21 protein-coding genes are annotated in these 14057 nt (G+C 48.1%); 19 read left to right on the top strand and 2 right to left on the bottom strand.

Annotation, left to right across the window (positions count from 1 at the left end; all coding sequences use genetic code 11):
• From F3H12_RS05315 to F3H12_RS13465, 19 genes are all read left to right on the top strand, one after another.
• Positions 1-1299, top strand: a complete 1299-nt coding sequence (locus F3H12_RS05315) for a site-specific DNA-methyltransferase (protein WP_149678320.1) — start codon at positions 1-3, stop codon at positions 1297-1299.
• 5 nt (positions 1300-1304) lie between these two features.
• Positions 1305-2558, top strand: coding sequence for a site-specific DNA-methyltransferase (locus tag F3H12_RS05320; protein WP_149678321.1), 1254 nt, complete (start codon positions 1305-1307; stop codon positions 2556-2558).
• A gap of 116 nt (positions 2559-2674) precedes the next feature.
• Complete coding sequence (locus F3H12_RS05325) at positions 2675-3349, top strand: virulence factor (protein WP_149678322.1); 675 nt, start codon at positions 2675-2677, stop codon at positions 3347-3349.
• Positions 3342-3671 (top strand): hypothetical protein, encoded by a 330-nt coding sequence (locus F3H12_RS05330; protein ID WP_028306848.1) that lies wholly within the window; start codon positions 3342-3344, stop codon positions 3669-3671. Before F3H12_RS05325 ends, F3H12_RS05330 begins: the two co-directional genes overlap by 8 nt.
• 3 nt (positions 3672-3674) lie before the next feature.
• A complete protein-coding gene (locus F3H12_RS05335) occupies positions 3675-3905 on the top strand; it encodes a DUF4314 domain-containing protein (protein ID WP_013297311.1) in 231 nt (76 codons plus the stop codon).
• A 142-nt stretch (positions 3906-4047) separates the two neighbouring features.
• Positions 4048-4947 (top strand): amidoligase family protein, encoded by a 900-nt coding sequence (locus tag F3H12_RS05340; RefSeq protein WP_149678323.1) that lies wholly within the window; start codon positions 4048-4050, stop codon positions 4945-4947.
• A 61-nt stretch (positions 4948-5008) separates the two neighbouring features.
• Positions 5009-5476: a gamma-glutamylcyclotransferase family protein gene (locus F3H12_RS05345; protein ID WP_149678324.1), complete on the top strand. Its 468-nt coding sequence runs from the start codon at positions 5009-5011 to the stop codon at positions 5474-5476.
• A 3-nt stretch (positions 5477-5479) separates the two neighbouring features.
• Entirely contained in the window at positions 5480-5674 is a 195-nt protein-coding gene (locus tag F3H12_RS05350; RefSeq protein ID WP_004400074.1) for a DUF5049 domain-containing protein, read from the top strand.
• A gap of 102 nt (positions 5675-5776) precedes the next feature.
• Positions 5777-7381 carry a terminase large subunit gene (locus tag F3H12_RS05355; RefSeq protein ID WP_479694066.1) on the top strand — a complete coding sequence of 535 codons (1605 nt, stop codon included), beginning with the start codon at positions 5777-5779 and terminating at the stop codon, positions 7379-7381.
• Positions 7378-8700, top strand: a complete 1323-nt coding sequence (locus F3H12_RS05360; protein ID WP_149678326.1) for a phage portal protein — start codon at positions 7378-7380, stop codon at positions 8698-8700. The genes F3H12_RS05355 and F3H12_RS05360 overlap by 4 nt, the downstream gene beginning before the upstream one ends.
• A complete protein-coding gene (locus tag F3H12_RS05365) occupies positions 8639-9364 on the top strand; it encodes a head maturation protease, ClpP-related (RefSeq protein WP_149678327.1) in 726 nt (241 codons plus the stop codon). The genes F3H12_RS05360 and F3H12_RS05365 overlap by 62 nt, the downstream gene beginning before the upstream one ends.
• 13 nt (positions 9365-9377) lie before the next feature.
• The gene (locus F3H12_RS05370; protein WP_013297316.1) at positions 9378-10580 is read left to right on the top strand and encodes a phage major capsid protein; all 1203 of its coding nucleotides are present in this window, start codon (positions 9378-9380) and stop codon (positions 10578-10580) included.
• A 21-nt stretch (positions 10581-10601) separates the two neighbouring features.
• A complete protein-coding gene (locus F3H12_RS05375; RefSeq protein WP_014256683.1) occupies positions 10602-10910 on the top strand; it encodes a head-tail connector protein in 309 nt (102 codons plus the stop codon).
• Between the two features lie 107 nt (positions 10911-11017).
• Positions 11018-11353 carry a head-tail adaptor protein gene (locus tag F3H12_RS05380; protein WP_149678328.1) on the top strand — a complete coding sequence of 112 codons (336 nt, stop codon included), beginning with the start codon at positions 11018-11020 and terminating at the stop codon, positions 11351-11353.
• A 16-nt stretch (positions 11354-11369) separates the two neighbouring features.
• Positions 11370-11801, top strand: a complete 432-nt coding sequence (locus F3H12_RS05385) for an HK97 gp10 family phage protein (RefSeq protein ID WP_149678329.1) — start codon at positions 11370-11372, stop codon at positions 11799-11801.
• Positions 11798-12142 (top strand): hypothetical protein, encoded by a 345-nt coding sequence (locus F3H12_RS05390; protein WP_149678330.1) that lies wholly within the window; start codon positions 11798-11800, stop codon positions 12140-12142. The genes F3H12_RS05385 and F3H12_RS05390 overlap by 4 nt, the downstream gene beginning before the upstream one ends.
• 5 nt (positions 12143-12147) lie before the next feature.
• Positions 12148-12747, top strand: a complete 600-nt coding sequence (locus tag F3H12_RS05395; RefSeq protein WP_003516029.1) for a major tail protein — start codon at positions 12148-12150, stop codon at positions 12745-12747.
• Entirely contained in the window at positions 12747-13130 is a 384-nt protein-coding gene (locus tag F3H12_RS05400) for a hypothetical protein (RefSeq protein WP_149678331.1), read from the top strand. The genes F3H12_RS05395 and F3H12_RS05400 overlap by 1 nt, the downstream gene beginning before the upstream one ends.
• Entirely contained in the window at positions 13127-13318 is a 192-nt protein-coding gene (locus F3H12_RS13465; protein WP_015051368.1) for a hypothetical protein, read from the top strand. Before F3H12_RS05400 ends, F3H12_RS13465 begins: the two co-directional genes overlap by 4 nt.
• A 48-nt stretch (positions 13319-13366) precedes the next feature.
• Here F3H12_RS13465 and F3H12_RS05410 read toward each other — a convergent pair whose 3' ends face one another.
• Positions 13367-13771, bottom strand: coding sequence for a putative toxin-antitoxin system toxin component, PIN family (locus F3H12_RS05410; RefSeq protein WP_013810281.1), 405 nt, complete (start codon positions 13769-13771; stop codon positions 13367-13369).
• Positions 13768-14040 carry an AbrB/MazE/SpoVT family DNA-binding domain-containing protein gene (locus F3H12_RS05415; RefSeq protein ID WP_004463997.1) on the bottom strand — a complete coding sequence of 91 codons (273 nt, stop codon included), beginning with the start codon at positions 14038-14040 and terminating at the stop codon, positions 13768-13770. Before F3H12_RS05415 ends, F3H12_RS05410 begins: the two co-directional genes overlap by 4 nt.
• Positions 14041-14057 lie beyond the last annotated feature (17 nt).

Below are 14057 nucleotides of genomic sequence, written 5' to 3' on the forward strand. Positions count from 1 at the left end.
TTGAACATACAGAAAATCAAAGCCGAGCTTTTGAATCCCGCGGCATATAATCCGCGCAAGGACTTAAAGCCCGGCGATAAGGAATATGAAAAACTTAAGCGTTCCATCGAGGAGTTTGGGTATGTCGAGCCGGTCATTTGGAACAGTCAGACCGGCAATGTGGTAGGTGGCCACCAGCGGCTGAAGGTGCTGCTGGATTTGGGGCAGACCGAAATCGACTGCGTCGTAGTGGAGCTTAACCCGCAGAGGGAAAAAGCGCTTAACCTTGCTCTTAATAAGATTCAGGGAGAGTGGGACGAGAATAAACTGGCTGAACTGATGGCTGAGTTGGACGCAGGTGCATTTGATGTTTCGCTTACCGGTTTTGACGCATCTGAAATCGACGAACTGCTGAGCCGATGGTACTCCAAGGAAGCGGTGCAGGACAGCTTCGACATAGACAAGGCGCACGAGGAAATCGTGCAGCGCGAGCCGGTAACGAAGCGGGGCGATATCTGGCTTCTCGGGAATCATCGTTTGATGTGCGGCGACTCCACGAGCGAGGCTGACTTCGCAAAGCTCATGGACGGAGCGCATGCTCAAATGGCGGTTACTTCCCCTCCATATGGGGTAGGCAAAGAATATGAAAAAGCCGGGATTGAGCCATGGTTCGAGACAGTACGCCCAGTGATTAGAAACCTGTGCAGGTATGCAGATATTGTCTGCTGGAACTTAGGTGATCTCTATGCCACCGGCTCTCAGTTTATTGAACCCACCAGTGTTTACAGTGTGAATATGTTTTTGGACAATGGTTACCGCCCTATCTGGATCCGCATTTGGAAGAAACAAGGGCAAAATTTCGGTGTAGGACCTTATCATCTTGTTTCAAACAAGCCGGTTCAGCAGTATGAGTATATTTCAGCCTTCAGCAATAAAGGAGAAGTTGAGGAATATAACGATCAGGAATATGTATGGCTTTCAGCCTTTGCGGGACACAGTTATAAATTTGTGAAACGGCTTACAAAGGAAGAACGCAAGAAATGGGGCTATGCTGGGATATGGGAGATGACCACTGTACGGGCAAACAAGGAGCATCCTGCAATGTTCCCTGTAGAGCTTCCATGGCGGTGCATCAAAATGCACAGCGACAAAGGCGGCATTGTGCTTGAGCCGTTTTCAGGCAGCGGCACCACTATAATTGCGGCTGAACAGACCGAGCGCAAATGCTACGCAATGGAGTTATCCCCTGTTTACTGTGATTTAGCTGTTAAGCGCTGGGAGGAATTCACCGGTGAAAAAGCCGTCAAACTGGAGGGTTAAGATTTATGGATATACTGAAAATACCAGCAGAAAAACTAAAACCTTCTAAATATAATCCGCGGAAAGATTTAAAGCCTGGTGACCCTGAATATGAAAAATTACGTCGGTCTATTGAAGAGTTTGGGTATGTAGAGCCGGTCATATGGAATAAACGCACCGGGAACATTGTCGGCGGACATCAGCGTTATAAAGTACTTACAGCTTTGGGGTACAAGGAGATCGACTGTGTTGTAGTTGATTTGGATGAACAGCGGGAAAAGGCACTCAATGTTGCACTGAATAAAATCAGCGGCGAGTTTGATATTCCGCTTTTGACTGATCTGCTTATGGATTTAAATGAAGATGGTTTTGACGTTTCTCTTACCGGGTTTGATGCTTCGGAAATTGATGAGTTGTTCCGTGATAAAACAGCCGCTAATGTCAAAGAGGATAATTTCGATACAGAAAAGGCAATTGCAGAGATTAAAACTCCGGTTACCAAAAAGGGCGACATATGGGTACTTGGCAGCCACCGTCTGATGTGCGGTGATAGCACCATGCTTTCAGATGTGCAAAAGCTGATGAACGGACAAAAGGCGAGATTTGTTTTCACCGACCCACCATGGAATGTTGATTACGGTTCAGATACCAGGCATCCAAGCTGGAAGCCAAGACAAATTCTAAATGACAATATGAGCACCGAAGAATTCGGCGCTTTTTTATTGCGCGCTTTTAAATGCATGAAAGAGGTTTCTGAAGCCGGATGCATGACCTATGTGGTAATGAGTGCTCAGGAATGGGGCAGTTTGATGAACGTCATGCGGGAGGCAGGGTATCACTGGTCGAGCACAATTATATGGAAAAAAGACAGCTTGGTACTATCAAGAAAGGACTATCATACCCAGTACGAGCCGATCTGGTATGGTTGGCTTGAAGGAACACGCCTTTGCCCGCTTAAAGACCGTAAACAGTCAGATGTTTGGGAGATACCCCGTCCTAAAGTATCGGAGGAGCACCCTACCATGAAGCCGGTATCGCTTGTAGCAAAGGCAATGCTCAATAGTTCCCATATTGGAGATTTAACTCTTGACCTGTTCGGTGGTTCTGGTACGACAATGATTGCGGCACAGCAGACCGGGCGGGTTTGTTTTATGATGGAGCTTGACTCGAAATACTGCGATGTGATTGTAAAGCGCTATGTTTCACAATTTGGCGCAGATTCAGTATTCTTGGTAACAGGTAGTGAAAAAATACCTTACGCGGAAACACAGATTGATTAAAAATGTCCTTGCTTTCCCCTTAAAACAGAGCGTTAATGTACCCCGCCAATAAAGAAAGGTGGGATTTTTTATGATCATCAGAGCAATTTCAGCTTTTCCGGAGGGAGGTGTACGGAATGAGAAATAACAGCTTCCGCTTTTCACAGAAGGTTGCCGGCCAGGAGAGGAAAGTCATTGCCGCAATAATCGCCGAGGCCCTCGGAGGCCAGGTGCGCTATGCCGGAGCGCCGGGCTTTACCTACGAAGCTGATGGCTGGACGGTTGACAGGAACAGCGTGGTGCATTCGCCGGAAATCGGCCTTGACAAAATCAAAAGCGTCAGGCCGGTGATCGACGCGATGAATATCGCCGGGCTGTCAGCGGAGGAAAACATGACGATTGCGCTTGCTTTGCACGGCTTTGGCGAGGCGAGCCTTGAAAACCTTAAAAACCTGCTGGCAAGCAAGGAAACGCTGCTCAAGAAAGCGCTGTCTGTCAAGCGCAATATTGAAGTTTCGGCTGAAAACGGCGAAATCACATTCCCTTTTTGGAATGCGACTTTAAATGCCGACGAGGTGCAGACATATATCACGCTTGCAAGGCAGATGGCGGAACAGGCAAAGACACAGAAGCGCGTGCTGGCTGCCGAAAAACCGGCGGACAATGAAAAGTATGCCTTCCGCTGCTTCCTGCTTAGGCTGGGGTTTATCGGGGATGAATTCAGAACTGAGCGCAAGGTGCTGCTTTCAAGGCTGTCCGGCAACGGGGCGTACCGGAAAGGCAGAGCAAAGGCGGCGGATGGAGATGACTGATTTTCAAAACACCGCCTTCTTTGTGCGGCGTCCGTTTGCGATCGAGGATTTGAGAAAACCGCATCCGCATAAGGAGGAAAAGCCTTTTGCGGTTGTGAAAACTATCGGGCTTTCAAAGATTGACTATGAGAACTTTATTGCCGATCTGTGCGTCGGCCGCCGGTTTATCGAGGAAAATAAGGAACTCTGCCGCATTGACGAAGACGGGGTATGGCAATGCCTGCTGGTACAGCGGCGCGGGCGGCCGGACGGAGTCCTGGTGATGCCGGACGACACGGATTATCCCAAATACGCCGCATATTATCCGGGAGGAGAGGATTGAAAGATGAGCGCAGGAGGCTTTCCTTCAAAAGAAACTGTTCAAAGGCTGAGAGAGGAATATCCGCCCGGAACGCGCGTGGAGCTCATCCGCATGGATGATCCGTACGCCGCGCTGAAACCGGGAGATCAAGGCACTGTTTCATTTGTGGATGATATAGGGACTATTTTTGTGGATTGGGACTGCGGTTCAACCCTCGGCGCGGCCTATGGCGCGGACATGATCAGAAAGCTGTAAATGTACACAAATTAAGACGCGAAAAATTGCTCAAAATCCTGCGGAAACTCATGCAGAATTGCCTTGCTATCCTGTGTTTTCAATGGCCTAATGTACACTGCCGAAGGGCAGAAAACACAGAGAAAGCGAGGAGAATGGCGCAATGCTTGAAACGAGATTCGGGATCGAGGTAGAATTTACAGGTATTACAAGGGCGCAGGCGGCAAAGGTCGCCGCGGAGTTTTTGGGCGGGAGGGTCGAAAGCGGCAGCGACTACTACAACACGCAGAAAGTTATCGCGCCGGACGGACGGGTTTGGAAATTCATGAGCGACGGGAGCATCCGGACGCAGAAAAAGGAACGCGGCCGGATTGTGGAGGCGGGCCGGGAATACAGCGTGGAGCTGGTAAGCCCCATACTCACCTACCGGGAGGACATTGAAACCCTGCAGGAGCTGATCAGGAGGCTCCGCAAGGCGGGCGGCTTCAGCAACAGCAGTGCAGGAATTCATGTCCATCTTGACAGCGCAAACCACACGCCAAGAAGCATCCGCAACTTCATCAACATCATTGCCAGCAAGAACGACCTGCTCTACAAGGCGCTGCAGATTGAGCCGGAAAGGATGCGTTTTTGCAAGAAGATGGACGCGGCGCTGGTGGAGAAGATAAACCGCCGCAAGCCGAAGACCATGGCGGCCATTGAGAGCATCTGGTATGAGGGTTACAGCGAAAGCCGCAGCCAGCGATATCATGGAAGTCGGTACTATTTTCTCAATCTGCACAGCTTTTTCAACGGCAACGGTACGATCGAGCTTCGCGGCTTCAACAGCGAACTCCACGCCGGGATAATAAGGAGCTACATCGTCCTTGCCTTGGCGCTCAACCATCAGGCGCTGACGCAAAAATGCGCTTCCAGCAAAAAGCCGCAGGTCGAGAACGAGAAGTTTGCCATGCGGACATATCTCAACCGCATAGGACTTATTGGTGATGAGTTCAAAAATTGTCGGGAGCACCTTTGCAAACACTTGGGCGGCAACGCGGCATGGCGGTTTCGGGCGGCATAGATAGACAAGCGCAGGGGCGGATCTCCGCCCCTGCCTTGGTAAATACAAGGAGGATGATACGATGAGCAAAGAAAAAGGAACCATATATTTAGCATACGGAAGCAATCTGAACTTAAGGCAGATGGCATACCGCTGCCCGACGGCAAAAGTGCTGGGGAGTGCAAAACTCACAGGCTACCGGCTGTTATTCCGGGGCGGCAATGGAGGCGCGGTGGCGACGATAGAAAGGCAAAAAGGCGGAAGCGTGCCGGTACTGCTCTGGAGAATCACGCCTTATGACGAGGAAGCGCTGGACCGCTATGAAGGCTATCCGCATCTATACAGGAAAGAAACGGTTAAGGTGCGTTTCAAAGGACAGTGGTTGTCCGCAATGGTGTATATCATGAATGAAGGTAGACCTTTGGGAGCACCGAGTCGTTACTATTACGAGGTGATTCGGCAGGGCTATATAGATGCGGGTTTTGATATTTCGTTTCTCAATAAAGCGGTAAGAGATTCAATTTCAGCGGCAGAGAAGTCAGAGGTGTAGGACATGGGTAACGAGAATCTGATAACTGATAAGATTTATCGGCAGATTATGGCCATACGGGACAGCGGTGCCTGCAATATGTTTGACTTGCCAAGAGTACAGGAAGAGGCATATAAAATGGGGTTTTATGAATTAGTAGTATTTCTTAATGAACACAAGAAAGAATATGCCGAGTTTATCCTGACAGGCAAACGATAACGGTTATAACGTAACAAGTTTCATAGAAATCCACTAAAGAGAGGAACTTCATCCATGAGGTTCCTTTTTTCTTGCTCAATTTTAGGAAAGGAGGCGGCAAAGCTGCGGAAGTTAAAGCGATATAAACCAACCAAGTTTATGGCGGAAGGTTCTCGATATGACAAGGAAGCGGCGGACGCCGCTGTTACTTTTATAAACTGCCTGAAGCATACCAAGGGTGAATGGTATGGAATGCCTTTTGAATTAATTGACTGGCAGGAACAGATTGTCCGGGATATATTCGGAATCTTGAAACCTAACGGATACAGGCAGTTTAACACTGCCTATATAGAAATTCCAAAAAAGCAGGGTAAGAGCGAACTTGCAGCGGCAATTGCTTTATATCTTACCTGCGGTGATTTCGAGCATGGCGGCGAGGTTTACGGATGTGCGTCTGATCGTCAGCAGGCATCCATTGTTTTCGACGTTGCAGTAGATATGGTGGAACAGTGTCCGGCATTAAAATCTCGAATTAAACCAATGTTGTCACAGAAGCGGCTGGTTTATAAACCGTTAGGCAGTTTTTATCAGGTGCTTTCAGCGGAGGCATATACAAAACATGGCCTAAACGTCCATGGTGTGGTATTTGACGAACTTCATGCTCAGCCAAACAGGGATCTTTATGATGTAATGCTTCACGGATCTGGCGATGCAAGAAAACAACCGCTGTTTTTCCTGATCACAACTGCTGGCACAGACCGCAATTCCATCTGCTGGGAAGTACATCAAAAGGCTGAGGATATTCTTCAAGGGCGTAAGATAGATCCGACTTTCTACCCTGTTATCTACAGCGCAGCCGATACCGATGACTGGACAAGCGAAAAGGTATGGAGAAAGGTTAACCCGTCACTGGGCATTACAGTCGACATCGAAAAATTGAGGGTGGCTTGTGAAAATGCCAAGCAAAATCCTGCAGAGGAAAATTTATTCCGTCAGCTCCGCTTAAATCAGTGGGTGAAACAATCGGTGCGCTGGATGCCAATGGATAAATGGGATAAGTGTGCGTTTCCTGTTGATGCAGAAAAATTGCGCGGCAGAACCTGTTACGGTGGGCTTGATCTGTCATCTACTACCGATATTACCGCATTTGTACTGGTGTTTCCGCCGCTGGATGATTCGGACAAATATCAGATTCTACCTTTTTTCTGGATACCGGAGGAGAATATTGATCAGCGTGTGCGGAGAGATCATGTGCCTTATGATGTCTGGGAGAGGCAAGGCTTTTTATATACCACCGAGGGTAACGTCGTGCATTATGGCTTTATCGAAACCTTTATTGAGGAACTCGGAATGAAATATAACATTAAGGAAATAGCCTTTGACCGCTGGGGCGCGGTGCAGATGACGCAGAACCTCGAAGCCTTAGGCTTTACGGTTGTTCCGTTTGGTCAGGGTTTCAAGGATATGTCACCGCCTACAAAAGAGTTGATGAAGCTGACATTGGAAGAACGCATCGCCCATGGTGGTAATCCAGTACTGCGGTGGATGATGGACAATATCTATGTCAAAACCGATCCCGCCGGAAACATTAAGCCTGATAAAGAAAAATCCACCGAGAGAATAGATGGTGCGGTAGCGTTAATTATGGCGCTTGACCGCGCGTTAAGGCATGACGGGGATGAACGCAACGGATCAATTTATGATGAAAGGGGGCTGTTGATTATATGAGTGTATTTTCCCGTTTGTTCAAAGCAAGGGACAAGCCGAAAAACAGCCTGTTCGGCAATGCTTACAGCTTTTTCTTCGGCGGCACATCCAGCGGCAAGGCTGTCAACGAGCGGACGGCCATGCAGACAACGGCAGTGTATTCCTGTGTAAGGATACTTGCGGAAGCAATTGCCGGGCTTCCGCTTCATGTGTACCGCTATAAAGAAGACGGTGGCAAAGAAAAAGCGTTGACCCACCCGCTCTATTATTTACTCCATGATGAACCAAACCCTGAGATGACTTCATTCGTGTTCCGAGAAACACTGATGAGTCATCTTCTTTTATGGGGAAATGCTTACGCTCAAATTATTAGGGACGGTTCCGGACGAGTGCTGGCGCTTTATCCACTTTTGCCAAACAAAATGACGGTAGACAGGGCTCCAAACGGAGAACTGTTTTACAGTTATCGGCGCGACAGCGATGAGAGTAGGGTTAATCCAAAAGCAGGCCTTATATACCTACGAAGTGATGAGGTTCTTCACATCCCGGGACTCGGTTTTGACGGACTGATCGGATACTCCCCTATTGCTATGGCCAAGAACGCCATAGGCATGGCTATTGCCTGTGAGGAGTATGGTGCATCCTTTTTTGCCAACGGAGCAAATCCGGGTGGCGTTCTGGAACATCCCGGTGTACTAAAGGATCCGGCAAAGGTGCGGGAAAGCTGGAACGCTGTTTATCAAGGAAGTGCCAATGCTCATCGCATTGCAGTTCTGGAAGAGGGAATGAAGTTTCAACCAATCGGCATTCCACCCGAACAGGCACAGTTTTTAGAGACAAGAAAGTTCCAGATAAATGAAATTGCTCGGATATTCCGAGTACCTCCCCATATGGTTGGAGATCTTGAAAAGTCAAGCTTTTCAAACATCGAACAGCAATCTCTGGAATTTGTTAAATACACGCTTGACCCGTGGGTGGTGCGTTGGGAACAGGCTCTCCAAAAAGCGCTGCTTTTACCATCAGAGAAGCGGGCATACTTTGTCAAATTCAATGTAGATGGCCTTCTGCGCGGTGATTATGCAAGCCGCATGAATGGTTATGCTGTAGCTCGCCAGAACGGCTGGATGTCTGCTAACGATATCCGCGAGCTTGAGGACATGAACCGGATGCCGGCGGAGTTGGGTGGAGATCTGTATCTTGTTAACGGTAACATGACCAGGCTTGCCGATGCAGGTGCATTTGCAGGCAAAAACAATGCTGAAACGGAGGGATCAAAAGTTGATCAAATCACAAAAACAAAAACCGGTTCGCCGCTTCTGGAACTGGATACAAAACGATGATGGCAGCCGGACATTATATATTGACGGCCCAATAGCTGAAGAAAGCTGGCTGGGAGACGAAGTAACTCCCAAACAGTTCAAATCAGAGCTGTTGTCCGGAGAGGGTGATATAACGATCTGGATCAACAGCCCTGGCGGAGATATATTTGCAGCTAATCAAATTTACAACATGCTTATGGATTACAAAGGCAAAGTGACGGTAAAGATTGACGGTATTGCAGCCAGCGCCGCTTCGGTCATAGCTATGGCCGGAGGTGACGTCTTTATGTCACCAGTCAGCATGATGATGATTCACAACCCTATGACAATAGCCATCGGTGATACAGAAGAAATGGAGAAAGCTATTGCAATGCTGGAAGAAATAAAGGAATCCATCATCAACGCTTATGAACTGAAAACCGGACTTTCCAGGGCAAAAATATCGCACCTAATGGATGCAGAAAGCTGGTTTAACGCAAGAAAAGCGGTGGAACTTGGCTTTGCCGATGGAATCTTGTTTATGGAGGATGAATCATTCCCATCCGAATTTGAAGTATCAGGAGGAATGATCTTCAGTAGGCAGGCAGTAACAAATTCCATCCTGCAAAAGCTTAAACCAAAAGAAAAACCAAAAGGAACACCAATTGAGTCGCTTGAAAAGCGGCTTTTTTTATTAAAACCTTAAGGAGGATTTGATTATGAGCAAAATACTGGAACTGCGTGAAAAACGCGCTAAAGTATGGGAAGCTGCTAAAGCTTTCCTCGACAGCAAACGCGGGAACGACGGACTGCTTTCACCGGAGGATACCGCGACTTATGAAAAAATGGAAGCCGACGTTATTGCGCTGGGCAAAGAAATAGAGCGTCTTGAGCGTCAGGCTGCCATAGATTTGGAACTGTCAAAACCGTTGAATATTCCTATTACAGACAAACCCACTTCCATATCTGGCAACAATGAAAAAACCGGACGTGCCAGCGATGAGTACAGGCAGTCTTTCTGGAACATGATGCGCGGCAGGCGCAAATATGACGTACACAACGCGCTGCAGATTGGAGAGGACACCGAAGGAGGATATCTTGTTCCCGACGACTTTGAGCGTACTCTTGTGGAAGCACTGGAGGAGGAGAATATCTTTAGGCAGATTGCCAATGTTATTACCACGTCCAGCGGTGACAAGAAAATTCCTGTGGTGGCAAGCAAGGGTACTGCATCCTGGGTGGATGAGGAAGGCCAGATTCCCGAAAGCGACGATTCCTTTGCACAGGTATCCATTGGCGCATATAAGCTGGCTACTATGATCAAGGTATCAGAGGAATTGTTAAACGATAGTGTATTTAACCTTGAACAGTATATAGCCAAAGAATTCGCCCGCCGAATCGGAGCAAAAGAGGAGGAAGCATTTTTTATCGGTGACGGATCTGGCAAGCCAACCGGTATCTTGGCAGATAACGGCGGTGGCGAGATAGGAGTAACTGCGGCGAGTGCAACAGCCATTACCCTTGACGAGATCATGGACTTGTTCTACAGCCTAAAGTCTCCGTACCGCAGGAACGCTGTATTCATTATGAATGATTCGACAATTAAAGCTATAAGGAAGCTCAAAGACAACAACGGTCAGTATCTCTGGCAGCCTTCTGTAACTGCTGGAACACCGGATACTATCCTCAATCGTCCAGTTAAAACTTCTGCATTTATGCCAGCCATTGCCGCCGGAGCAAAAACGATTGTATTCGGCGATTTTTCTTATTACTGGGTGGCAGACCGTCAGGGCAGGGTTTTTAAGCGGCTTAATGAGTTGTATGCTGCGACCGGACAAGTTGGATTCATGGCAACCCAGCGTGTAGATGGCAAGCTGGTACTGTCTGAAGCAGTCAAGATACTGCAGCAGAAATCAGCTTAATGAAAACGGAGGTGCTGCGGCATGGAACTATTGGAGAAGGTTAAAGCAAACCTCATATTGCAGCACAGCGAAGATGACGCACTTTTACAAGAGTATATCAAAGCCGCAGTGGCCTATGCGGAAAGTTACCAGAAAAAGCCGGAAGGATATTATGCCGAAAACCCCATGCCGCCTACTACTGAGCAGGCTGTCATTATGCTGTCGAGCCATTTTTATGAAAGCAGGGATGGCTCGACGGCCGGTTTTTTCGGGGATAGCGTGCAGGCCGGGCAGCAGGTGTGGAATACGGTGAATATGCTGCTGCGGCTTGACCGGGATTGGAAGATATAGGGGCCCCCGCAAAGTCATCCGACTTTGTGGGGAGAGGACGAACAACGGAATGAATGAGCTTTTCGCGCTTGCGCGGAAACGAATGATATGGAGTTTGTGAGGACGATATGAGCTTTGGGAAAATGAACACCTTTGTGGACATCATCTCAGTCAAGCCGGTTAAGGATAGTGAGGGTTTTGCTGAAAAAGGTGATGTTATTCTTGCTTCGGTAAGGGCATACAAGGAAGACAGGCATGGCAGTGAAAAATGGGCAAACAGGGCGGCGTTTTCGCAGGCGTCTGCCCTGTTCCGCTTCCGTAAGATACCTAACCTTGAAATTACCACAGATCTTGTACTCGTTTGCAGCGATGGCAGGTACAACATTATCAGTGTTGAGGACGTAAAAGGACGTGGAATGTATATTGAGGTGCTTGCGGAAAAAGTGAAATCAAGCAAAGCATAAAAGGAGGGGCTGCAACGTGGCTAAGGTGGAAGTTAAATTGCCGGAACAGTTCTTGCTCAAGTTATCCAGACTTGGAGAAAGAACAGACGAAATCATACCTAAGGTGCTGGAAGCAGGCGGGGAAGTGGTTCTTTCAAAAGTGAAGTCCAATCTTCAGTCAGTTATCGGGAGCGGCACTAAATATCCGTCCAGAGCAACCGGTGAATTGGTAAATGCTTTGGGACTCTCTCCTGCCAAACAGGACAGGGATGGAAACCACAACATAAAAATCGGCTTTACTGAACCAAGGAAGGATGGGGAAAGCAATGCGAAGATTGCCAATATTATTGAGTATGGCAAGTCCGGGCAGCCTCCAAGGCCCTTTTTGAAACCTGCAAAATCGGCTACAAGGAAGTCCTGCATCGAAGCAATGAAGTCAAGACTGGAACAGGAGCTGGGTCGTATATGAGCATATTGTCAGAGTTAAACTCGTTATTGGATGCTTTGGGCATACCCATTGAAACCGGGGTATTTAGCGGTGTACCGCCAGATGAGTACCTTGTCATTACTCCGATGACAGATACATTTGAAGTTTTTGCAGACAACCGGCCTCAGGTAGAAACCCAGGAGGTAAGGTTGTCTTTATTTATAAAGGGAAACTACACTGCCCGTAAAAACGAAATAGTGAACACATTGCTTCAAGCAGGCTTTACCATTACCGACAGGCGGTATATAGGCCATGAGGACGATACCGTCTATCACCACTATGCCATTGATGTGGCAAAAGAGTATGAAGTAAAGGAGGAATGAAAAACATGGCCACAATCGGACTGGACAGGTTATATTATGCCAAAATAACTGAGAATGAAAACGGAGAAGAGACATACGCCACGCCTGTTCCGCTGGCTAAGGCTATTACGGCAGAGCTTTCTGTGGAGCTGGCAGAGGCGACGCTTTATGCCGATGACGGGGCGGCAGAAGTGGTCAAGGAATTTCAAAGCGGCACACTGACTCTTGGTGTTGCAGATATCGGAGTAGACGCTGCTGAGGTTTTGACGGGAGCCACCCTTGATGACAATAAGGTGCTGATTTCCACCAGCGAGGATGGTGGCGCGCCTGTAGCAATCGGCTTTAGAGCCAAGAAAGCTAACGGCAAGTACAGGTATTTTTGGCTTTACAGGGTTAAATTCGGCATCCCGGCGACAAATCTGCAGACGAAGGGCGACAGCATTACCTTTTCGACACCCACCATTGAAGGGACAGTCATGAGACGTAACAAACCAGATGGCCAGGGAAAGCACCCTTGGAAGGCGGAGGTCAGCGAAGACGATCCCGGTGTATCGCCTGAAACTATTACCGGCTGGTATACGGAAGTTTATGAGCCGGTATTTGCTGTGGGAGGAGGCAGCGAATAATGCAGGATAATGACAGAAGCGCAATTATCAAAATCGGCGATGAAGAATATCAGCTTATTCTAACCACTAAAGCGACAAAGGAGATTGCAAAAAGGTACGGCGGTCTTGAAAACCTCGGCACGAAACTGATGAAAACCGAGAACTTCGAGATGGCTCTTGACGAAGTGGTATGGCTGATTACACTGCTGGCTAACCAGTGCATTCTGATACACAATCTCAAACATCAGGATAAGCATGAACTCCTTACCGAAGAGACAGTGGAACTTCTCACATCTCCTTTGGAACTGGCAGCATATAAAGACGCTATCATGAAAGCGATGTTCAAAGGCACCAAAAGAAATGTTGAAAGTGAGGATGATTTAAAAAACACACCGGCCGAGTGAGCGATGAGGAATCGTTCACTCGGCTTTTATATTACGGCACTGTCCAGCTTAATCGTTCAGAGGAAGAAGTATGGCTCATGCCTATTGGATACCTGCTTGATTTATGGGAGTGCCATAAGCAGTTTTTAGGACTGTCCAAACCGAAGCGTATGCTGACCATTGATGATGTGATACCTTATGGAATATAAGCAGCAAAAAAGCAGGGTGGCTGTAATCCCTGCTTTAAAAAGCTGCTTTTATTCCATTTGCAAAAACTCTGCCGCTGTTACGATCTTTGGGTTTGTTACGCCGGATTCAAGGAAATCCCTGTCTCCGGTTACAAGCACGTCAGCTTTTGCCGCAATGGCCGCCCTGAGTATTGGCCTGTCGGATGCGTCCCGGACAAGCGCCTCATCCGACACGTCAACTGCGGGAGTTGGAACAACTTCAAGAACGGTAAGCGCAATCGCCAAAAAGCGTTCAAGCGCCTGGATCTTATGGGGGAATTTCCGGTTGTATACCCGGCGAAGCTCATCGATGTTTTGATCGCAAACCATACCGTGGTTGGGGTGTGTTACAGCTTTAATGTACGCCTGATAAGGCGTTCCTTCGCAGCTCAAGGAAGCGGAGATCAGGATGTTGGTGTCAATTAACACTCTCATAGACCTTCAATCTCCGCGCGGACGTCCTTCACCAGATCCATAACATCGTCATCATTGCGGATCCCGGCTTTTTCCGCTTCGCCCTCCATTTCTTTCTGTAGCATTTTCATGGCGTAGACAGCGGAGTTCATAAGAATAACCCGGTCTTCCTCGCAAATGAGGGTGACGCGGTCTCCGGTGGAAAGGCGAAGTTTGGAGCGGATATCTTTTGGCAGCGTGATCTGGCCTTTTGCCATTACCTTTGCATTATCAACTATGGGAACGTTCATGCTAAGTCCTCCTTTTT

This window comes from Thermoclostridium caenicola, from assembly GCF_900142095.1.
GTDB classification, from domain to species: domain Bacteria; phylum Bacillota; class Clostridia; order DSM-8532; family DSM-8532; genus Thermoclostridium_A; species Thermoclostridium_A caenicola.